The organism is Aquirufa avitistagni, from assembly GCF_042715545.1.
In the GTDB taxonomy this organism is placed as follows: Bacteria; Bacteroidota; Bacteroidia; order Cytophagales; family Spirosomataceae; genus Aquirufa; species Aquirufa avitistagni.
Map to the genome: position 1 here is coordinate 294,552 of NZ_JBBKXZ010000001.1, position 21,513 is coordinate 316,064.

The 21,513-nt window shown below is 43.7% G+C and carries 14 protein-coding genes; 10 read left to right on the forward strand and 4 right to left on the reverse strand.

Annotated features, from left to right (window positions below):
- Nucleotides 1-51: 51 nt before the first annotated feature.
- Nucleotides 52-2,682 carry a DNA mismatch repair protein MutS gene (mutS, locus tag U0R10_RS01250; RefSeq protein ID WP_377983002.1) on the forward strand — a complete coding sequence of 877 codons (2,631 nt, stop codon included), beginning with the start codon at nucleotides 52-54 and terminating at the stop codon, nucleotides 2,680-2,682.
- 244 nt (nucleotides 2,683-2,926) lie between these two features.
- On the opposite strand, the gene U0R10_RS01255 is transcribed toward mutS, so the two are convergent.
- The 3 genes from U0R10_RS01255 to U0R10_RS01265 are packed head-to-tail and all read right to left on the reverse strand — an operon-like array spanning nucleotide 2,927 to nucleotide 5,246.
- On the reverse strand, nucleotides 2,927-3,811 hold the full coding sequence (locus tag U0R10_RS01255) for an NAD kinase (RefSeq protein WP_377981865.1): 885 nt from the start codon (nucleotides 3,809-3,811) through the stop codon (nucleotides 2,927-2,929).
- 3 nt (nucleotides 3,812-3,814) lie between these two features.
- Nucleotides 3,815-4,483 (reverse strand): CBS domain-containing protein, encoded by a 669-nt coding sequence (locus U0R10_RS01260; protein WP_377981866.1) that lies wholly within the window; start codon nucleotides 4,481-4,483, stop codon nucleotides 3,815-3,817.
- Between the two features lies 1 nt (nucleotide 4,484).
- Nucleotides 4,485-5,246 (reverse strand): alpha/beta fold hydrolase, encoded by a 762-nt coding sequence (locus U0R10_RS01265; RefSeq protein ID WP_377981867.1) that lies wholly within the window; start codon nucleotides 5,244-5,246, stop codon nucleotides 4,485-4,487.
- An 85-nt stretch (nucleotides 5,247-5,331) separates the two neighbouring features.
- On the opposite strand from U0R10_RS01265, the gene U0R10_RS01270 reads away from it, so the two are divergent.
- Genes U0R10_RS01270 through U0R10_RS01280 form a run of 3 tightly spaced genes read left to right on the forward strand, consistent with a single transcriptional unit; the run spans nucleotide 5,332 to nucleotide 8,291 of the window.
- Complete coding sequence (locus U0R10_RS01270; RefSeq protein ID WP_377981868.1) at nucleotides 5,332-6,531, forward strand: protoporphyrinogen/coproporphyrinogen oxidase; 1,200 nt, start codon at nucleotides 5,332-5,334, stop codon at nucleotides 6,529-6,531.
- A gap of 60 nt (nucleotides 6,532-6,591) precedes the next feature.
- Nucleotides 6,592-7,911, forward strand: a complete 1,320-nt coding sequence (locus tag U0R10_RS01275) for a vanadium-dependent haloperoxidase (protein ID WP_377981869.1) — start codon at nucleotides 6,592-6,594, stop codon at nucleotides 7,909-7,911.
- Nucleotides 7,911-8,291, forward strand: a complete 381-nt coding sequence (locus U0R10_RS01280) for a group III truncated hemoglobin (RefSeq protein ID WP_377981870.1) — start codon at nucleotides 7,911-7,913, stop codon at nucleotides 8,289-8,291. Before U0R10_RS01275 ends, U0R10_RS01280 begins: the two co-directional genes overlap by 1 nt.
- 284 nt (nucleotides 8,292-8,575) lie before the next feature.
- Here U0R10_RS01280 and U0R10_RS01285 read toward each other — a convergent pair whose 3' ends face one another.
- Entirely contained in the window at nucleotides 8,576-9,661 is a 1,086-nt protein-coding gene (locus tag U0R10_RS01285) for a DUF5009 domain-containing protein (protein ID WP_377981871.1), read from the reverse strand.
- 76 nt (nucleotides 9,662-9,737) lie between these two features.
- On the opposite strand from U0R10_RS01285, the gene U0R10_RS01290 reads away from it, so the two are divergent.
- From U0R10_RS01290 to U0R10_RS01315, 6 genes are all read left to right on the forward strand, one after another.
- On the forward strand, nucleotides 9,738-10,814 hold the full coding sequence (locus tag U0R10_RS01290; protein ID WP_377981872.1) for a mevalonate kinase family protein: 1,077 nt from the start codon (nucleotides 9,738-9,740) through the stop codon (nucleotides 10,812-10,814).
- 3 nt (nucleotides 10,815-10,817) lie between these two features.
- On the forward strand, nucleotides 10,818-11,687 hold the full coding sequence (locus U0R10_RS01295; protein ID WP_377981873.1) for a sugar phosphate nucleotidyltransferase: 870 nt from the start codon (nucleotides 10,818-10,820) through the stop codon (nucleotides 11,685-11,687).
- Between the two features lie 293 nt (nucleotides 11,688-11,980).
- Nucleotides 11,981-13,294, forward strand: a complete 1,314-nt coding sequence (locus U0R10_RS01300) for a gluconate:H+ symporter (RefSeq protein ID WP_377981874.1) — start codon at nucleotides 11,981-11,983, stop codon at nucleotides 13,292-13,294.
- Nucleotides 13,295-13,540: 246 nt separating this feature from the next.
- The gene (locus tag U0R10_RS01305; RefSeq protein WP_377981875.1) at nucleotides 13,541-16,483 is read left to right on the forward strand and encodes a SusC/RagA family TonB-linked outer membrane protein; all 2,943 of its coding nucleotides are present in this window, start codon (nucleotides 13,541-13,543) and stop codon (nucleotides 16,481-16,483) included.
- A gap of 20 nt (nucleotides 16,484-16,503) precedes the next feature.
- Complete coding sequence (locus U0R10_RS01310; protein WP_377981876.1) at nucleotides 16,504-18,018, forward strand: RagB/SusD family nutrient uptake outer membrane protein; 1,515 nt, start codon at nucleotides 16,504-16,506, stop codon at nucleotides 18,016-18,018.
- Between the two features lie 280 nt (nucleotides 18,019-18,298).
- Nucleotides 18,299-21,502 carry a SusC/RagA family TonB-linked outer membrane protein gene (locus tag U0R10_RS01315; protein WP_377981877.1) on the forward strand — a complete coding sequence of 1,068 codons (3,204 nt, stop codon included), beginning with the start codon at nucleotides 18,299-18,301 and terminating at the stop codon, nucleotides 21,500-21,502.
- Nucleotides 21,503-21,513 lie beyond the last annotated feature (11 nt).

Below are 21,513 nucleotides of genomic sequence, written 5' to 3' on the forward strand. Positions count from 1 at the left end.
GGTAAATGTATAAAATTTGACTTATTTTTGTTTTCATTAGCGACAAAAATTTTGGCCAAAAAATTACCCGATGGGCAAGAACCTTTGAAAAAAGGAGAGACCCCACTTTCCAGACAGTTTAATCAAATCAAAGCCAAATATCCGGGTGCTATTTTGCTATTCCGGGTAGGTGACTTTTATGAGACGTTTGGCGAAGATGCGGTCAAGGCTTCCAAAATTTTAGGGATCACGCTGACACGCCGGAATAACGGCAATGCCGATGATCATTTAGCGGGATTTCCGCACCATTCCTTAGATACCTATTTACCCAAATTAGTACGTGCCGGCCAGCGTGTAGCCATCTGTGACCAGTTGGAGAATCCAGCCGAAGCCAAAGGCATCGTGAAACGTGGCGTAACCGAATTAGTGACACCCGGTGTTTCGTTCAACGATCAAGTGCTCGATCATAAACGCAATAATTACGTTGCCGCGATTAGCTACCAAGAAAAAGACGCGCAATACGGCGTGGCATTTTTAGATATATCCACCGGGGAATTCATGTGCTCGCAAGGGCCTTTGGCCTATGTCCAAAAGCTGATTCAGAGTTTCATGCCCGCAGAGATTTTATACCCAAAAAAATACCGTTCGGTGTACCAAGAAAATTTCGGGGACCAAACCCATTCCTTCTCCCTAGAAGAATGGATTTTTTCCCATGAATTTACCTATCCCTTATTAACCGAACATTTCAAGACCAAAAATCTGAAAGGTTTTGGCATCGAAAATATGCCGCTGGGTATCATCGCCGCCGGGGTGATTTTGCATTACTTGGCGGAGACGGAGCATAAGCAATTGGGTCATATTGCCACGATCCAACGGATCGAAGAGGACAAATTTGTGTGGCTCGATCGCTTTACCATTCGTAATCTGGAGCTTGTTTATTCCGTGCAGGAAGGCGGCGTTCCATTGATTTCCTTATTGGACCAAACGCTCACGCCCATGGGTGCGCGTCTGTTGCGGAAGTGGATGGTGTTGCCACTGAAGGAGTTGGGGGCGATTCAGGAGCGCCAACAAGGCGTTGCGGGATTGTTGGAACTACCCGATGTCCTCGAGGCATTGATCAATTTACTTAAGCCGATCGGTGATTTGGAACGCTTGATTTCCAAAGTGGCGGCTGGGCGAATTAACCCGCGGGAATTGGTTCAATTGAAACGAGCCTTGCAACAAATTCCGGCGATCAAGGAAACCTTGGCGTCGCATCCCGCTGAAATTTTACAGAAGTGGGCGGATCAATTGAATCCGTGTTTGCATTTGGTGCAGAAGATTGAGTCCGCGTTGCGCGACGATGCACCGATGCTCGTGCATCAGGGTGGCATCATCAAAACGGGGTATTTGGCGGAGTTAGACGAGCTACATTTATTGTCGACAAACGGCAAGGACTACCTGGCCGCGATGCAGAAACGTGAGATCGAACGCACCGGTATTACGTCGTTAAAAGTGGCCTATAATAAGGTTTTTGGCTATTATTTAGAGGTGACCAATGCGCATAAAGACCGGGTACCGCCGGAGTGGATTCGCAAGCAGACGCTCGTGAATGCGGAGCGGTACATTACGGAGGAATTGAAGGGATATGAGGAGAAGATTTTAAGTGCGGAGGACAAAATATCGACGATTGAATTTGGGATTTTTCATGAGCTGGTGCGTGAATCACTCGAATATTTGGAGTTGATTCAGTTGAATGCGCACGGCATCGCGACCTTGGATGTATTGACCAGTTTTGCCGTCGTGGCCAAACGCAACGGTTACGTGCAGCCTACGTTACATACCGGTGATTCGATACAAATTGAGGCAGGCCGACATCCCGTTATTGAACAGCAATTGCCATTGGGAGAAGAATACGTGCCCAATGACGTGTATTTAGATAACGAGACCCAACAAATCATTATGATTACCGGGCCGAACATGGCAGGTAAATCGGCCCTTTTACGTCAGACAGCTCTCATTGTGTTGATGGCGCAAATGGGCTCTTTCGTGCCGGCGACTTCTGCGTCGATCGGATTAGTGGACAAGGTTTTCACCCGAGTAGGGGCGTCAGATAATCTTTCCAAAGGGGAGTCGACCTTCATGGTGGAGATGACCGAAACGGCCGCGATTTTAAATAATTTGTCCAATAATTCCTTGGTTTTATTGGATGAGATTGGCCGGGGTACTTCTACGTATGACGGCGTTTCCATGGCTTGGGCGATTGCAGAGCATGTGCACAACCATCCAAAATGCAGAGCCAAAACATTGTTCGCTACGCACTACCATGAATTGAATGAATTGGCAGAGGATTTTCCACGCATCAAGAATTTCCACGTTTCCGTGAAGGAAGTGGGTAATAAGATTATTTTCTTGCGGAAATTAGTTCCTGGTGGATCGGCACATAGTTTTGGTATTCACGTGGCTCAGATGGCCGGAATGCCAACTTCACTCGTGCTGCGTGCACATGAGATTTTACAAAATCTAGAGAAGGATCATGTCCTCGAGGCGAATGTAGACAAGCTCAAAGACATGCCGAAAAACAACTATCAGCTGAGTTTATTCGGTGCTGAAATCCCGGAAGGCCTCAAGAAAATCGAGGAGCAATTAGGCGAATTGGATGTGAATACCTTATCGCCGATTGAGGCGCTGTTGAAGTTGAATGAGCTCAAAAGGTTGTTGTAAGTCAGGATGGAGTCCGGAGGGAAAAAGTCCGAAGTCCGGAGGAGGATTTAGGAAATTGATTTGCTAGTAAATTCTTTTAATATTTCGACTCTATACTAATTTCCTTCGGACTTCGGACTGATTTTCCTACGGACTGCAGACTATATCCCTCCGGACTAATTTCCTTCGGACTTCGGACTAAATCACTACGGACTTTTTTCCTCCGGACTTTTCTGCTTCGGACTCGAAATTAATTCCGCAGGAATTAATTTCGAACATCCAACCCCCAATTCAACTTACTCCTTAACGTAGTTAAGAAATCATCTCCAGGAATCTTCACGATTTTAGCTGCGAAAGGTGCTTTTTGGACCTCGATGGCGAATTTGGAATCGATGACGCGGGAGCGGGAATCGATGGAAATTAGGAAATTTTGACTGCGGCTCGTGACTTCAAAGCGCAATTTTGATTCACTTGAAACGACCAATGGACGCACGTTTAAGTTGTGCGGGCTCATCGGCGCGATGATTAAAATATCTGAACTTGGCATCACTAAAGGACCACCTACTGAAAGCGAGTAGCCCGTTGACCCGGTGGCCGTGGACACAATTAAACCATCTGCCCAATACGAATTGAGGTAGTTGCCGTCCACAAAAGCTTTGATCACGATCATGGAAGACGTGTCCGTCTTCATAATGCCGACCTCATTTAAGCCAAATTGTTTATCCTCAAATAATTCGATGTCCGTCTGCACGCTCACCAGCGTACGGTCTTCGATTCGGTAATTTCCTTGGATTAATTGGTCCAATGCCGGGCTAACATCTTGAGGCGACAACGTCGCCAAGAAGCCTAATCGGCCCGTATTTAAACCCAGAATAGGTAATTCTTTCGCCCCGATGTGCGTCAAGGTTTCCAATAAGGTACCGTCGCCACCGATACTCCACGCCATGTGCGCGTCGGTCGGGGTTCCCGTTTTTTCGTTGTAGGTAGGGATATTCGCTACGTCAAATTGGTGTTCTAGTAAATGCTGTTTAAAGTATTCGGATAGAATGGGCACGCAGTTTTTGGACGTAATTTCTTGCCAAATGGCCTCCATCAGCGGTTTGGTTTCCGCATTAAAAGACTTCCCATGAATGGCTAAACGTAGTGACACCGGTTAGGGATTTAAAAATTTCATTAATAAGTCAAAGCGCTCATTATCAGCCGCTTCGCGCTTACCAAACATATAGGCTTTGTTGATAATCACCCCGTGGCGTTCCAATCCTTGGATGATTCCTGAGAATTGTTCGGTTTGGATTTGAACCATTAACTCGGGTAAGCCCAAGGCATCTTTGCTATTTCGAAGCATACATGAACGCGTAATTAATCCACGATTTTCTTCGATAATTCGGGCAATTAAACTGAAAGAATCGTGTTGAATGTGGAAGGGGATGTAAATAACTCCACCATCTTGTCCATTAAAACCGTTCAGTGCAATGGCTTCACCCACCGTGTTCAGGCTAATATATCCTTGCCATTCTTGGGCGTCATTCACGACTGGGATTAACTTGAATTGACTCTTTTCAAAGAGGGGTAGACTAGCGAATAAATCCTCGTCGGCCTCCAACGAATAATCCTTGAAATAGGCTGTTAACTCACTCAATTTTCCATCGGGATGTTGGCTGTTCGCCACCAGCTCTTCGGTGATATTGCCTACATACTTTTTACCATCCAAAACGGCGATGTTGGTCAGTTCATGGGTATGAAATGCCTTCATCGCTTTTTGTATTGAATCTGTTAGTTTCAATACCGGAAAATCGTACGATAAGTAAGCGAGCGTGAGCATGCTATACGGGATTTTGGTCTAGCCATTTGGCTAAAATATGGTTGAATTCTTGCGGTCTTTCCATCATGGGTGCATGGCAACATTTATCTATGAAATGTAGTTCTGAACCGGGAATTAATTCATTGAATTCGTGGCCCACTTGCGGTGGGGTAATCGTATCATTTAAGCCCCAAATCAACAGGGTAGGGGTTTTGATCCGAACAATATCTTTGGCCATATTGTTCCGCTGCGCGGATTTGGCAATGGCGATAATGCGCATCACTTTAGGAATGCTATTGGTAATTTCGAATACCTCGTCGACCAATTCCTTGCTCGCCGTTTTCGGGTCGTAGAACGTGTATTCCACGCGCTCTTTGATATACTCGTAATTACCTCGTTTGGGATAGGATCCACCCATGGAATTTTCGAACAATCCGGACGATCCCGTTAGGATTAATCGTTGAACCTTCTCAGGGTATTTTAGGGTATAAATCAAGGCGACATGGCCGCCTAAGGAATTGCCGATTAAGCTGAATTTGTCCATCTTTTTGTAGGCGACAAATCCTTCAATGAATGTGGTTAAACCTTCGCAACCTGCCTCTTTGATGGGCATGTCGTGAATGGGCATAAGCGGAATGATGACTTTGTATTTTTGGATGAAGTGGGTGATAACACCTTCCCAGTTGCTGAGAGCACCAAATAAACCGTGAAGGAGCAGAAGAGTATCGCCGGATCCCTCCTCGATATACTGGTAGTCGTGTTCCTTCTTAATTGTATAATCCATTCCTAGTACCCATTTAATCTGCAAAGTAATAAAAAAGACTTTAAACTTTTGTAAGTTTATGGACTTTGTTCATTTTAATTAATTCATGAAACCAGTTGTCATCATTGGAGCCGGAATGGCCGGCTTGCAGGCCGCCTCACAATTGCATTTAAATCAGATTCCATTTTTGTTGGTGGACGCCCAAAATCACGTAGGCGGACGTCTCCACTCCGAGCATGTCAAAGGCTTTACACTCGATGTAGGATTTCAAGTTTTACAAACAAATTATCCGGAAGTGCAACGCAGTTTGGACTTGCCTGCCTTGGATCTAGCCTCGTTTGAATCGGGCGCTTATTTGTGGTATCAAGCTGGCTGGTTGGCCTTCGTGAATCCCCTCAAACAACCGGGGTCTCTGTTCGATGCCTTAGCTTCTGGGATCATGACCATAAAGGATGCTTTGTTATTAGCCCGCTTGTGGTTCATCACGCAAAAAGATGTAGAACCATTAGGGTCCCATGAATCCACGCAAGATTTTCTAAATCGCTGGGGTTTCTCAACTAAATTCCAAGCACATTTTTTACGGCCGTTTTTTGCCGGGATATTTTTGTCGGCAGGTTTGAATCCGCCAGCTTCCTTGTTTCGCTATTACATGAAGCAATTTTTAGAGGGGACTGCGGCGATGCCTGCTGCGGGTATCGGGGCAATTCCTTTACACATAGCAGCTGCGTTACCTGCAGATTCGATTCGTCTGGGTACGCAGGTGACTCAAGTTTCAGCGCATCAAGTAAATTTTGCGGATGGGTCTAGCGTGGAAGCAAGCCGTGTGATTCTAGCCACGGACGCTTCGACTGCGGCGAAACTGTTGGGGGTGTCACTCGAAAAAGGTGCCTTTTGGAGCACGAAGACCCTTTATTTTCAAGCGCCTGCTTCAGCCGACAATAAGTCGATGTTGCATTTAGTACCCAATAGTCGGGTGTTGCATTATGCTTACTTGAATAATGTACAGCCAAGCTATGCGCCGAAAGGCAAGGATTTGATTTCCGTGACCACACTCGATGTCTCAATGCAGTCGGCAGATGTTTTAGCGGAGCTCGCTCTGTTTGTTGGCCCCAGCATCCAAAAATGGGCATTTTTGAAGGAGTACCTGCTGCCGGAAGCTTTACCGGTCGTAGGTGCTTTTGATGAACTGAAGCAAAAAGCTGTGGAGGCGGGTATCGTGTTAGCCGGTGACTTTACGGGCTTCCCGTCATTGCAGTCGGCCATGCATTCAGGTCGAGAAGCCGCGGAAAGCTGTTTGCCGGCCTGATATTTATCAGGAAATTTTTCCACTTAATTTGTATCTTTGTCGCTCATTTTGTTTGATCGTATGAAAAGAATAGTACTCATATTTGCCTTGTTGGCCGCTTTTACCTCATGTAAAAAAACCAACCCGAACTATCAGCAGGAGGCATCGAATCCCAAGTTTTTGGAGCGTGCACAAAATATGTTGACCGAAAGTATCATCCACGATATCTTCGCGCCACCGGTTTCTTCCCGTATTTATATGTATGCCAGTGTGGCGGGATACGAAGGGGCGATTCATGCCGACAAGCGTTTTCGCTCGTTTGTGGGTCAGTTAAATGGCTTCGAAAAAGTGGCTCAGCCAGAGGCAGGATTGGAATATTGTTATCCCTTGGTTTCCACCCGTGCGTTTCTTTCCGTGGGTAAAAAGTTAACCTTCGCCCAAGAATTATATGTTGAATTTGACAAACAAATCGAGGCAGATTTCCGCAAGACGGGCATGCCGGATGAGGTATATGAGCGTTCGGTCGCATTAGGCGATTCCATTGCGGCATCCGTGATGCGCTGGGCTGCCAAAGATAATTACAAGCAAACGCGTGGTTTCCGCTTTACAGTGACGAATTTACCAGGAACTTGGACCCCGACGCCCCCTGCCTATATGGATGCGGTTGAGCCTTATTGGACGAAAGTTCGTCCCGTGGCCTTGGATTCTTCGGCTCAATTTAGAGCGCCGGAACCGTCTAAATTTGATTTAACCAAAGGCAGTCCTTACTACAAAGAGGTGATGGATTCGTATGAGACAGTGAAGAATTTGACGAATGAGCAGCGGGATATTGCCAACTTCTGGGATTGTAATCCCTTTAAAATGAATATTACCGGACATGCGATGTTTGCGACCAAGAAAATGTCGCCGGGTGGACACTGGTTGGGCATTGTGGCGCAAATTTCGCGTCAATACAACAAGACCTATGTGGAAACAGCGGAGGCGTTGGCTTTAACATCCTTAGCTATTTTTGATGGATTTATTTCGTGCTGGGATGAGAAATACCGGTCGATTCGCATTCGTCCAGAGACTGTAATTAATGCGTCGATTGATAAGACTTGGATTCCGGTGTTGCAAACGCCTCCATTCCCAGAATATACGTCGGGTCACAGTACGATTTCGCGTGCAGCTGCTGAGGTATTAACGAAGGTGTATGGCGATAATGTGGCATTCAATGATTCCACGGAGGTTCCCTACGGCTTGCCGCCACGTAAGTTTACTTCATTTATTCAGGCATCGGATGAGGCATCGGTTAGTCGGCTGTACGGTGGAATTCACTTCCGCCCAGCCTTAGACGAGGGTGCGAAGCAAGGTGCGAAAGTAGGTCAATGGTTATTGGCCAATGTCAAAACACGCAAGTAATGAACGACATCGCCTCTCGAGATGACATCAAGGTTTTTGTGGATGCCTTTTATGGCGGCATGAAATCGGATGATTTGGTGGGGCATGTGTTTATCGATGTGATGCAGGTAGATTGGACACATCATTTGCCCAAAATGTACGATTTCTGGGAGATGCTACTGCTCGATGGATCCAATTACAAAGGCGCACCCATGCGTCCGCACTTAGAAATCAACCAAAAAGTCCCGTTGACCATGGCTCATTTTGACCGTTGGTTCGAAATGTTTTCCGCCACCCTAGACGCTCATTTTGCAGGTCCTAAAACCGAAGAGGCAAAGACGAAGGCGTGGAATATTGCGCAGACGTGGGCATATAAGCTACAGCTCATCAATGAGCAGTAGCTTATATGCCAGACGCTATACGTCAGACGTTGGACGTTAGTCCGGAGTCTATAGTCCGGAGTCGTCAGTATAGTATAGAATTATAGAGTTGCAATACAGATTGGACGTTGATAGCTATTTATGTAGGAAACTCCAGACTATTTTCCTCCGGACTATTTTCCTTCGGACTATAATCCTCTGGACTCCGGACTCATTCCCTCCGGACTATTTCCCTCCGGACTATTTTCCTTCGGACTATAATCCTCCGGACTTCGGACTCCTTCCCTCCGGACTAAACACCGTGTCTACAATTTGAAATAAATCTTTTTGGAATCCAACCACGTCGCTAATTTGACAATCAGCATCAGCACCACGATCGACGTAAGCACATCGCCCCAGGCTTCTGGAATCGAAACCAAATGCGCGAATCCGGCCACAAATATGTGAGTCGTTTTATTCAACCATTGCGGAACGATGGTTTCGAAGAAGAGGTAGATCAATAAGGAGTTATTGCCAATTGAATTCAGGTACTTAGGCATGGCGAGCACGGGTTTTTCACTTGACCAGTTTTTGTAGAAAAGGGCCATGAGTAAGGTAATCCAGCCAGCAGATGCGAGCGTGAAGGATAAAGTCGCTGTTCGTTTGATGATTGGAATTCCAGCCATATCGAGCCCATATCCGGCAATAACCCCCAAGACCCCGAGGCCCAAAAACGTGCGAAAAACGAGTTGGGGTGGGCTCGTCCGATGTATCATTCGGCCGATCAACGCACCCCAAATCGTATGAGCCGCCGTAGGTAAAAAGTTCATCGCAATCCAATGTCCACGACTGAGTTTTCCCATCAGGAACAGATCGATGTAGGATCCAAAATTTTGATCCGGGGTATACGGTTGGTCATAACCCGGAATCGAACTAAACACATACAGGGAATGGGAAATCAATAACAATAGGAGCGATGCGGCGATTTGCAAGGGAATCGAAAAGCGCAGCAAAAAGAATGTAATCAGTGTCGTAAAGGCGAGTTGGGTCAATACATTCCACAATTCCAATACCATTTCACCCCGGTAAATGCAATGTAATCCGGTGCCGGCAAGGAATAGGAAAATGGACCTTTTGATGACGTGAGGCCATATCGTGGCATAGGTTGCTCCTTGGTCTAATCGTTTATAGGTCGAAAAATAAAGGGCAGATCCAGCAATCAACATAAATCCCGGTTGGATCAAATCCCAAAAATGTAATCCTTGCCAGTCGGCATGGAAAAATTGCTTCAAAATAAAGGAATGAGGGAAGAGCGTTTCGAGGTGCTCGTAGAGGCCGGTGCTTTCGGCGGCCAACAGAAATAAGATAAACCCGCGAAAATAATCAACTGCAGGGAAGCGGTTTGTAATCATTGGTTTAGATTGCGTGGTTCAAAGGTAAACTATTTTTTTAAAATCAATTTTGTACTTTTGTTTATTGTCAATGCATATGATTGTATCTACTCCGGGGAGGATTTGTTTGTTTGGTGAACATCAAGACTATTTAGGTCTTCCCGTTATCGCGGCTGCGATTTCAAAACGTATTCAAATCAAAGGCGCTTTTCGCCCCGATCGTGTGGTTCATTTTGAACTGCCTGATGTGCAAAAAAGTGACGAATTCGTCCTGGATTACCCATTAGCGTATACGCAGGAGCGTGACTATTTCAAAAGTGTTTGCAACGTGTTGCAGCGCCGGGGACATGTCATCGACAAAGGATTAGAATTAGAAGTACGCGGTAATATTCCCATCAATTCAGGCACGTCGAGTTCCTCTGCCTTACTCGTTTCATGGGTGCAATTGCTCAATGAAATGTATAAGCTGGGTTATTCCCAAAAGGAAGTGGGTGAAATCACCTACGAAGCCGAAGTACTGGAGTTTACGGAACCCGGTGGGATGATGGATCAGTATGCCACGGCGGTGGGCAATGTTATTTACTTGGCTAGCCAACCAGAAATTTCTATTAAAACCTATGCCCGGGATCTCGGCACATTTGTTTTAGGTGATTCCGGTGAGGCTAAAGATACACTCGGCATTTTAGCCCATGTCAAATTTGGGACCTTGGGTGGTATTGAAAAAATTAAACAAGTAGATCCGGCGTTCGATTTGGCAACGACCACAATCGAAGCCTGTGCAGCGTATAAATCTTTATTGACCGCCGACGAGTGGATTTTATTATCCGCAAATATTTCGGATCGTGATATTTTACTCGCTGCCAAAGCCATGTTTGAAGGGGAGACTCCTTGGGAAGATGCGCGTTTGGGAGATTTGTTAAACCAGCACCAAGTGAATTTGCGTGAACATAAGCGCATTTCGACGCCGAAAATCGATCGCATGATCGAGGCAGCTTTGGGAGCAGGAGCTTTGGGAGCCAAGATTAATGGTTCAGGTGGCGGTGGTTGCATGTTTGCCTATTCCCCGCAAAATCCGGAAGCGGTGGTGCAAGCGATCAATGAGGCAGGGGGAAAAGGGTACATTATTCGCGTCGATGTAGGTACGCAAGAAGAGAAAGCAAGTTTATTTTATTAAGATATGAAAAAGAGATTATTGATTTTGGCGGGCGGAATGGCTTCGCGTATGAAGAAGGCGATGGCCGAAGGAGCGAGTGATTTAGATCCGAACTTAGTTGCGCAAGCAAACTCGGTGACGAAGGGAATGATTCAAGTGGGTAAGAATGGAAAGACTTTAATTGATTACCAATTATACAATGCGCATTTGGCGGGGATAGAAGAGGTGATGTTATTATTGCACCCTACGGATAGGGTGTCGCAGGAATATTGCGAAAGCCTAATGGCCAAAGATGCGTGCTGGGGCATGAAAATCGTGTTCGCACGCCAACAAATCCCTGCGGATCGCGAGAAGCCAGCCGGAACAGCGGATGCAGTTTATCAGGCATTAATGCAACATGCGGATTGGCAAACGGGACGCGTAATTGTTTGTAATTCCGATAACCTATATAGTGTGAATGCGTTGAAAACGCTTTGGGCATCTCCGGAACCGAATGCGTTGATCTCGTATCACCGCGATAGTTTATTGTATCCGGCGGAGCGTATTTCAGCGTTTGCCTTGATTCGCACAGATGCGGATGGGTATTTATTGGAGATTATTGAAAAGCCTACGGCTGAGCAGGCGGAGGAGTTGATGGCCAAGATTGGCCGCTTGGGCGTGAGTATGAACGTGTTTGTCTTCGAGGCGTCGACGTTCTTGCCTTATTTGGCTAAGACACCGTTCCATGCGGTGCGTAATGAAAAGGAATTACCTACGTCGGTGGTGATGTTTGGAGAAGGCGAAGGGCGTGGTTTTTATACCATTCCATTAGCGGAGAATGTGCCGGATTTAACTTCGAAGGAAGATATTCTGGTGATGAAGCAGTATTTGGAGGATACTTACGGGGAATTTTAAATCTAGACGTTAGACGTTGGACGCTGGACGTTTGACTTTGATTCTTGTTTTTTTCATTGGCAAACCTTTCAGGATTGCCAAAGTTTGAGGCGCTTTGCGCGCCGATTATTGTAGAGACGCGATACTTCGCGTCTTTTATTTTTTCAAAACGTGACGTATCGCGTCTCTACCATTTATTCCGACGTCCAACGTCCAACGTCTAGCGTCTAGCGTCTGACGTCTAGCGTCCAACGTCCAACGTCTTTTCTTTAAAAAGAATTATTTGTACTTTGGTGCAAAACCTATTTAATCAGATGTCCATTGCAATCGTTATCCTCTGTATAGGCCTGTTGGTCTTTCTCATCACCTATTTAAAAGTCAATTCATTTATCGCCTTTCTTTTGGTGAGTTTGTGCGCGGGCGTACTCTTAGGATTGCCATTGCCTGATTTGGCGAAATCGATTCAAAAAGGTTTGGGGGATACGCTGGGTTCCTTGGTGACCATTATTGTGTTAGGGGCGATGCTGGGGAAATTGGTGGCGAGTAGTGGGGCGGCCCAACAAATCGCGTCGACGTTGATTCGGTTGTTTGGCGAAAAGAATATTTCCTGGGGCTTGATGTTCACGGGATTCATTATTGGTATTCCTTTATTTTATAATGTCGGCTTTGTGCTGATGATCCCACTGATTTTTGCCCTGGTGCAGAAATTCAAATTAAATCCTTTGATGGCGGGTGTTCCCATGATGGCTTCTTTGTCGGTGGCCCACGGATATTTACCACCACACCCTTCTCCAGCTGCTTTGGTCGCGCAGTTCCATGCGAATATGGGGACGACTTTAATTTATGGGATCATTGTTTCTATTCCGGCGATTATCTTGGCTGGACCTATTTTTGCTAAAACGCTCGGTCATATCAAGCCCAAACCCTTGAAGACGTTTGCTGTTCAGGAGGTTCCGGAAGATGAATTGCCAAGTACGTTTTCGAGTTTTTTAACGGCCTTGTTGCCCGTCTTTTTATTAGTGGTGACGACTGCGCTCGATGTGCAGCTGGGCAAAGATTCCACTTTCAGCCCTTTTTTACATTTAATCTCCGATCCGGCCATGGTAATGTTGGTGGCCATCTGTTTCGCCACCTGGACCTTGGGCTTACGCTTAGGGAAATCCATGGAGCATGTGATGGGTATTTACACGGAAGCGGTGAAGGATGTGGGCATGATTTTATTGATCATTGCGGGTGCGGGAACTTTTAAAGAGGTTTTGTTGGTGTCCGGAGTCAGCAAAGAAATTGCAGGCTATTTGGGTAGTTTACCGATTCCTCCCTTAGTATTAGGCTGGTTGATGGCTGCGATCATTCGTGTATGTATTGGTTCGGCGACGATCGCAGGCTTAACGGCGGCGGGGATGATTTTGCCTTTGGTCGCTGCGGGAGATGTTAATCCTAATTTAATGGTCTTGAGTATTGGTGCGGGGAGTTTGATGTTCTCGCATGTGAATGATACCGGATTTTGGATGTTTAAAGAATATTTTAATTTGTCGGTCAAAGAAACGATTCGTTCCTGGTCCTTGATGGAAACGATTGTGTCTGTAGCGGGTCTATTGGGCGTGCTCGTATTAAACCAAATCGTCTAATTTCACGGAATCGTACTATTTTAATCAAAATGAGCAGGTAGTCCTAACCTGAGTATATTCCTATTCGTTTGTGTTTCCATACGCTAAATCAGTGTGATTTAAGTGTTTTCCCTTCGTTTATTCTGAAAATTGTCCATTTGGCCGTTGATAATTTGGCAAAAATTTGTCTCTTTATTAACATTTCCCTAATTTTCGAGTTACAATTAATTAGTTAAACAAATTTTCTCACCCCAAACTAAAAAGTACATGAAAAAAAATTTACTCATGACTTTCGTGTTGGCTTTCTTCACCCTAACCAGCTTAATTGCGCAGGACAGAAAGATAACCGGAAAGGTAACTTCGGCCGAGGACGGCTCGGGGCTACCAGGTGTCACTGTTTCTATTAAAGGAACAAACAAAGGAACGCAAACAAATGTAGACGGAAGTTATTCCGTTTCAGTTCCAAGTGCATCCACTACATTGGTATTCTCCTTTGTAGGATTAAACACACAAAGTGTTTCAGTAGGTAATCAATCGGTTATCAACGTGGCGTTATCTACGGATTCACGTCAGTTATCTGAAGTAGTTGTGACAGGTTATAGTTCAATTCAAAAGCGAACTTTCTCTGGAGCGACAGCAAACATTTCATCTAAAGAAGTAGCTAAGCAGCCATTTGGTTCATTCGACCAGGCTTTGCAAGGTGCGGCGACAGGTGTATCTGTTATGGCGAATGGTGGTCAACCAGGCCAACAAGCCGTTGTGCGTATTCGTGGTAACGGTTCCATCAATGGTGTAAATACGCCATTATTTATTATGGATGGAGTTGAGATTTCAGCGGCTGATTTTCAGACAATGAACCAGGGTGACTTCGAGAGTATCGAAGTGCTTAAGGATGCTGTGTCAACAGGTATTTACGGTTCTAGAGGAGCTAACGGAGTATTCGTTATTACAACTAAGCGTGGTAAAGCGGGTCAAGTTCAAATCAACTATGATTATCAATTAGGTCAAAGCACGATGCCAGAAGATCGTTTAATTGTGATGAATAGTGAGGAGAAAATTAAGTATGAGCTTCAGCGTGGCAATCCGTACGGATGGTCAAAAGCAGAGAGTGATTCATTAAGCAAAGTTAATTTTAGCTGGCGTGATGAATTGTTCCGCACTGCGAAAACGGAGCAACATCAAATCTCGGCCACAGGTGGTAACGAAGCGAGCAAGTTCTATGCTTCTTTAGCTTACATGGATCAAGAAGGTATTGTCAAGACTACTGGTTTGAAGCGTTACACAGTACGTGCGAATGTGGACAACACGGTTAAGAATTTCAAATTTGGTTTAGGTATTCAAGGTGGTTTCTCTGATAGAACAAATACGTCAGAAGCGAATACGTTTTTAAGTTCACCTTTGAATGCGATTCGTTGGAGTAATCCATATGAGGTAGCCCAACTTCCTGATGGAAGCTACAATCAATCAGGTGGTGCAGGTACGGGCCAATTAGGTTCAGGCCAGCCAAACGGTGCGATGGAGTTGTTTTTAAACTACAACTTTAATAAGCAAATTAAAGGTATTGCTACTTCATATTTAGAGTATCACATTCCAGCAGTAAAAGGTTTGTTTTTAAGAACAAACTGGGGTGTAGATTATACACAAAATGAAAATGCGGCGTTTACAGATCCACGTGTTTCAGGTGGTATTGCACGTCAAGGTATCTTGACAAGAGCGATGAACAGAAACTTCCGCTTTACAGGAACGACTTCAGTAAACTACAATGCGACGTTCGGTAAGCACGAAATCAGTGCAGGTGTTTTTGGTGAATTGATCAAGAATGACTTCAGATCTTTTCAATTTACAGGTTACGGATTTACGAATGGATTTACGAACGAAGCAGGTATCACGCCAGGAACGGCTACGACGCCTAACTACATTCCAGCGGTTGCAGGTAATGGTGAGCAATATGGCTTAATGTCTGCTTTTGCTACCGTAAACTACGGTTATGATGGTAAGTATTTCTTGAACGTTGTTGCACGTCGCGATGGTTCATCTAGATTTGGTTTGAACAACAAGTGGGCAAACTTTGGATCTGTAGGAGCTGTGTGGTTAGCTAGCGAAGAAGCATTTATCCGCGATATCGCGTTTATCTCTAGCCTTAAGTTTAGAGCTAGTTATGGTACAACGGGTAACAACGGTGCTGATTTGTATCCAATTCCACAATTCGGAAGAACTTCATACGCAGGTGTGGGAGCATGGACTCCAAGTGTACCGGGTAACCCAAGTTTAACATGGGAGATCAACTCAACAGCCAATATTGGTGTTGACTTTTCTGTCATGAAAAATAGAATCAATGGTACGGTTGAAGTTTATTCAAGAAATACAACGGATCAATTCTATAACCTTCCGGTAGATCCTTCTGCAGGTGGTTTCACATCGATCCAAAGTAACTTTGGTGAGGTTCAAAACCAAGGTATTGAATTTTCGTTAAATGCAGACATTATCAAAACTGGATCATTCACATGGAACATTGGTGGTAATATCTCATACAACAAAAACGAAATTGTGGCATTACCTCAAGACAACGTAATTTCTGGTGTGACGGTATTATCTAAAGGAAGTCCAATCAATACGTTGTTCTTGGTTCCTTTTGCGGGTGTTGATCCTGAAACAGGAAATGCTTTGTACACGAAGTTAGATGGTACAAAAACACAGACATTTAACGTAGCCGATAAAATCAAGTATGGTACGTCTGATGCACCATTGTTCGGTGGTTTGACTACTAGACTTTCGTATGCAGGGTTTGATTTAAGTGCTCAGGCCAACTTCTTCTTAGGAAGAGAAATGTATAATAATGATTTGAATAACATCATTAACCCGACGTATTACTGGGATAACATGCATATTTCTGTGCTTAATGAGTGGACGCCAACGAATAAAATCACGGATGTTCCAAGACCAGGAAACCCATACAGAGCTCAAACATCTAGATTAATTGATGATGCTAGTTTCTGGAGACTTCGTAACGTAACATTAGGTTACACGTTTAATGCGAACACTTTAAAGAAAATTAAAGTAAGATCCGCACGTGTTTTTGTTCAAGGACAAAACCTATTTACGATTACTAAATTTAGAGGTTTTGATCCAGAGGCTACAGGTACTTCATTAACAGGTGCTCAGTATCCTTCATTGGTACAAACTACATTTGGTTTAAGCATTGGGTTTTAATTATTAAACACTTAGATATTATGATAACTAAAATATTCAAACGTACCTCAGCATTGGTATTAATCGCTGCATTTACGTTGCAAAGCTGCCAAGACAGTTTTGTTAATCTTGCGCCAGAATTTACGCTGGACGCTGTGAATAACCCATCTAACATGGGTCAATTAGAGCAGGTACTTGACGGTGCCTATGCAAACTTTAGAGCTAATGATTACTATGGTTCTGGAAGTGGTACGGGTGCTGGCTTAGCCATTATGCCCGATGTGTTAAGTGATAACTTGTATGAAACAATCCAAACATTGGCAAATTCGAGAGATATGTCAAATTTCCAGTTTCAGCAAAATACCGCTCAAATCACGAACATCTACAATGCAGGTTACAAGGTAATTTCTGTAGCAAACATTGTATTGCGTGATGTAGATAAGTTTACCACGCCAGCGAACAAAAAGACGGCAAATCGTATCAAAGGTCAAGCACATGCGATTAGAGCTATGGCGCATTTTGATCTTTTCAGATATTTTGCAGAGAATTATGATCGCAACAGCACGACAACGTTAGCGTTGAATTATAGCAAAACGTTTGAAATTTCTTCTGATGCAAAGCCAGTAAGATTATCCAACAAAGTATACTATGATGAAATGTTTGCTGACATTAATGCAGCACAAACACTTTTAGCGGATGTTGACAAAAATGTAAATCAAGGATTTGCAGTCATTCGTCCTAAAATGGGTTTAGCAGCTGTTCATTTATTGAAAGCACGTGTTTCGCTTTATGCAGGTTTGTATGCGGATGCAATCGCAGCAGCAACGGCAGGTATCGCTATTGCACCGGCTTTAGTTAACAATCAAACTACGTTCAACGGAATGTACTCAGAGGCAGCTGCTGGTGAGATCATCTGGAACGTACAATTTGATGCAGGCCAAAGTGGACCATCATTCCTTGCTTTCTTCGCAACGAATAACAGAAGTTATTTCCGTCCAGCGTTAGAAATCGCAACGATTGCAGGTACAACAGGTTTAATTCGTAGTAATGACATCCGTTACGGTGCTTATTTTGCGAATGTGAACAGAACTACGGAAGTTCCTCAGGCATTAGCTTTAACGAAGTATAGAGGTAAAGGTGGTGTGTCTAACGGTAATGCGAATTTTATTGCCATGAAAACAGCTGAATTATACTTGATTAGAGCTGAAGCGTATGCACGTTCAAGCTCGCCTCAAGATGCCTTAGCGATGCGTGATTTGAACGCAGTTAGAACGGCTAGAATCAGCGGCTATGTGAATGAAGATTTAACAGGAGCTACGTTGGTAAATGCCATCGCAGATGAAAGAAGAAGAGAGTTCGTTGGCGAAGGTCACCGTTTCTTTGATTTGAAGCGTACATCTAGAACGTTACAAAGAGGAAGTACGTGCGGAATTCCTGCACAATCTCCAGTAGATAAGTGTTCATTAACACCTACATCACGTGAGTGGACATTCCCTATCACGGAGACTTTGACGAATGCAAATCCTAATTTGGTTCAAAATCCAAGTTGGAAGTAAATTAATTCGTCATATTTATGACAGTAGAAAGGGGGTAAGCGAAAGCTTACTCCCTTTTCTTTTTTACAGGTGTTTCGCTATGCTTAATTTATGGCAAGTATTCTAGTGGGTTCAGATTGTTTATTTAGTGGAAATCCACGAAAAGATTTGGCTTTATTGAATTTCAGCGGGGTTTCGGTAGGTTGACCATTCCTTTTTCAAAATTTTCTTTGGTCGCAAAAAGAAAATCTCTAACTTGCATAACTTTTATTAATATTTTTCATTAATTAAATTAATCAACATGAAAAAACTCTTACTCATTTGGGTAATGGTAATGACTGTTTGCAGTTCATTATTTGCTCAAACAAGACAAGTAACTGGTAAAGTTACTTCATCAGAAGATGGTGCTGCTCTGCCAGGAGTTAGTGTCAGCTTGAAAGGTACCGCTCGTGGTACAACAACTGGCGCCGATGGATCTTACAAGATTTCAGTAGGTGACGGTGCAGTATTAGTATTCGGCTTTGTCGGATATAAGCAACAAACAATTTCAGTAGGAAGTCAAACAGCTATTAACGTAGTGTTGGCATCTGATGCTTCTGAATTAAACGAAGTTGTCGTTACTGCCTTGGGTTTAACCCGTACAAAAAACTCATTGCCTTATGCTGCGCAACAAATTAAAGGAGATGAGTTAACGCGTGTCCGTTCAGGTAACGCATTCTCTCAATTATCTGGTAAAGTATCGGGTGTTCAAATTACACAAGGTAACTCAATCGGTGGTTCGACGAACGTTGTTATTCGTGGATCTAAGTCGTTAACAGGTAATAACCAAGCCATGTTTGTTGTGGATGGTGTGCCGATCGATAACTCGGTGACAAACTCAACGAACCAGCGTACAGGTCGTGGAGGATATGATTACGGTAATGCTGCGGCAGATATTAACCCGGATGATATTGAGTCAATGACGGTATTGAAGGGAGCTGCGGCTACGGCACTTTACGGTTCTCGTGCATCGAATGGTGTGATCATGATCACGACGAAGAAAGCGAAGAAAGGTTTAGGTTTGACAATCAACTCAGGTTTATCTGTTGGAACAATTGACAAAACAACTTTCCCTAAATACCAAAACCAATATGGTGCTGGTTATTCTGATCCATATCAAAAAGATGGTTTCTTCTATTTTGATGCGAATGGTGATGGTCAAGATGATTTAGTCGTACCTACATCGGAAGATGCTTCATACGGTACTAAATTTGATGGTCGTATGGTTTATCACTGGGATGCTTTTGATCCTGCTGGTCCTAACTTCCAAAAAGCGAAGCCTTGGTCAGCTGCGGCGAATACACCTGAAAAATTCTATGAGACTGCGATTTCTAACAATACTAATATTGCATTAGATGGAGCAACGGATAAAGGATCTTTCAAATTAGGGTATACGCGTAACGAAGATCGTGGTACATTGCCGAATTCATCGGTGATTAAGAACATCATGAACATTTCAGGTACGTATCAGATTTCACCTAAGTTAGTTGCTTCGGCTACGTCTAACTTTTCGGTTGTTTCTGGTTTAGGTCGTTACGGTACAGGTTATGATGGATTGAATGTGAATCAAAACTTCCGTCAGTGGTATCAAACGAACGTAGATATTGTAGAGCAAAAAGAAGCTTATTTCCGTAACAACAAGAACGTTACGTGGAACTGGTCTGATCCTTCTACTGCAGCTGGTTTGAAGCCTATCTATACAGATAACTACTACTGGACTCGTTACCAAAATTATGAGAACGATACACGTACACGTGTGTTTGGTAATGCGATGTTGAATTACAAGCCTACAGATTATTTAAATATCTTAGGACGTATTACGATGGATTCATATGATGAATTCCAAGAGGAGCGTATTGCTGTAGGTTCTACGGATATTCCTGAATATTCACGTTATGATCGTCACTTTGAGGAAATCAACTATGATTTAATCTCAAACTTTGACAAGAATTTGACGGCAGATATTAACTTGAAAGCGTTAGCTGGTTTAAACTTACGTAAGTCGTTAAACCGTTCGATCTATGCTATCACGAATGGTGGTTTGATCGTTCCTGGTTTGTATTCAATTGCAAACTCTAAAGGTACGGTTTCTGCACCTTCTGAAAATTACAATCCACGTGAAGTGTTTGGTCTTTTTGGAGGAGCGACATTGACATACAAAGACTTCTTAACATTAGATGGAACGGTACGTCAAGACAAATCGTCTACTTTGCCAGTTGAAAACAATGCGTATTTATATTATGCTGGTTCAGCTAGCTGGTTATTCTCACATCACTTAGAAGATTTGCCTTGGTTAACATCAGGTAAATTGCGTGCGAACTATGCAACGGTAGGTAATGATGCTCCTTGGGGATCAATCAAAAACGTATATGATCAACCGGCACCTTTCGGTTCGACTATTTTATTCTCGGTACCGGGAACGCAAAACAATCCAGGTTTGAAGCCAGAGCAAACGATTTCGAAAGAGATTGGTTTGGAAATGGCATTCATGCAAAACCGTTTTGGATTTGATTTGACTTACTACCACACAAACACGTTGGATCAAATTTTGCCAGCAGCCGTTTCTACAGCTACAGGTTATAATTCAACATTTGTTAATGCAGGTAACATTGAGAACAAAGGTTTTGAGGTTAGCGTTTACGCAAATCCAATCAAAACTCCAGATTTCTCATGGAATGTAAACGTAAACTTTACGCGTAATCGCAATAAAGTGTTAAGTCTATACAATGAAAGCCAAAATTTACAGTTGGCCTCTTTCCAAGGTGGTGTTACATTAAACGCAACAGTGGGTGAGCCTTACGGTATTTTGAAAGGTAGAACTTGGAAGTTTGTGAATGGTGAGAAATTAGTGAAAGCTAATGGATACTATGACATGACTACGACTACGACGAACAACATCGGTAATGTTAATCCGGATTGGATCGGTGGTGTTAATAACTCATTCCGTTACAAGAATGTAACATTTAGTTTCTTGATTGATGTGAAAGCTGGAGGTTCTATCTTCTCGTTGGATCAATATTATGGAGCTGCAACAGGTGTGTTAGCGGAATCAGCATTGCTTAATGATTTAGGCAAGCCTTCGCGTAATGATTTAGCTGATGGTGGTGGTGTTATCGTACCAGGCGTTTTAGCGGATGGTTCTAAGAATAACATTCGTGTAGGTAATGACTATGGTATCTTCGGATATTACCGTAATCCACAACATGCGTTCATTTATGATGCATCGTTCGTGAAATTGCGTGAGGCTAACTTAACGTATTCATTGCCACGTGCAATCGTTGCTAAATTAGGTGGCGTGAAGGGAGTAGATTTATCTGTTTTCGGACGCAACTTGTGGCTTATTCACAAGAACATTCCTTATTCAGATCCTGAGGAGAATTTATCTGCAGGTAACTTGCAAGGATATCAATCAGGTGCGTATCCAACAACCCGTTCCGTTGGTTTTAACGTGAAATTATTGTTTTAATCATCCTAAAT

Excerpts from the sequence above, each read along its gene's own strand:
- U0R10_RS01260 (WP_377981866.1), bottom strand. The coding sequence starts at position 4,483 with ATGCTCACGCTCGCTTACTTATCGTACGATTTTCCGGTATTGAAACTA.
- U0R10_RS01265 (WP_377981867.1), bottom strand. The coding sequence starts at position 5,246 with ATGGATTATACAATTAAGAAGGAACACGACTACCAGTATATCGAGGAG.
- U0R10_RS01270 (WP_377981868.1), top strand. The coding sequence starts at position 5,332 with ATGAAACCAGTTGTCATCATTGGAGCCGGAATGGCCGGCTTGCAGGCC.
- U0R10_RS01275 (WP_377981869.1), top strand. The coding sequence starts at position 6,592 with ATGAAAAGAATAGTACTCATATTTGCCTTGTTGGCCGCTTTTACCTCA.
- U0R10_RS01280 (WP_377981870.1), top strand. The coding sequence starts at position 7,911 with ATGAACGACATCGCCTCTCGAGATGACATCAAGGTTTTTGTGGATGCC.
- U0R10_RS01285 (WP_377981871.1), bottom strand. The coding sequence starts at position 9,661 with ATGATTACAAACCGCTTCCCTGCAGTTGATTATTTTCGCGGGTTTATC.
- U0R10_RS01290 (WP_377981872.1), top strand. The coding sequence starts at position 9,738 with ATGATTGTATCTACTCCGGGGAGGATTTGTTTGTTTGGTGAACATCAA.
- U0R10_RS01295 (WP_377981873.1), top strand. The coding sequence starts at position 10,818 with ATGAAAAAGAGATTATTGATTTTGGCGGGCGGAATGGCTTCGCGTATG.
- U0R10_RS01300 (WP_377981874.1), top strand. The coding sequence starts at position 11,981 with ATGTCCATTGCAATCGTTATCCTCTGTATAGGCCTGTTGGTCTTTCTC.
- U0R10_RS01305 (WP_377981875.1), top strand. The coding sequence starts at position 13,541 with ATGAAAAAAAATTTACTCATGACTTTCGTGTTGGCTTTCTTCACCCTA.
- U0R10_RS01310 (WP_377981876.1), top strand. The coding sequence starts at position 16,504 with ATGATAACTAAAATATTCAAACGTACCTCAGCATTGGTATTAATCGCT.
- U0R10_RS01315 (WP_377981877.1), top strand. The coding sequence starts at position 18,299 with ATGAAAAAACTCTTACTCATTTGGGTAATGGTAATGACTGTTTGCAGT.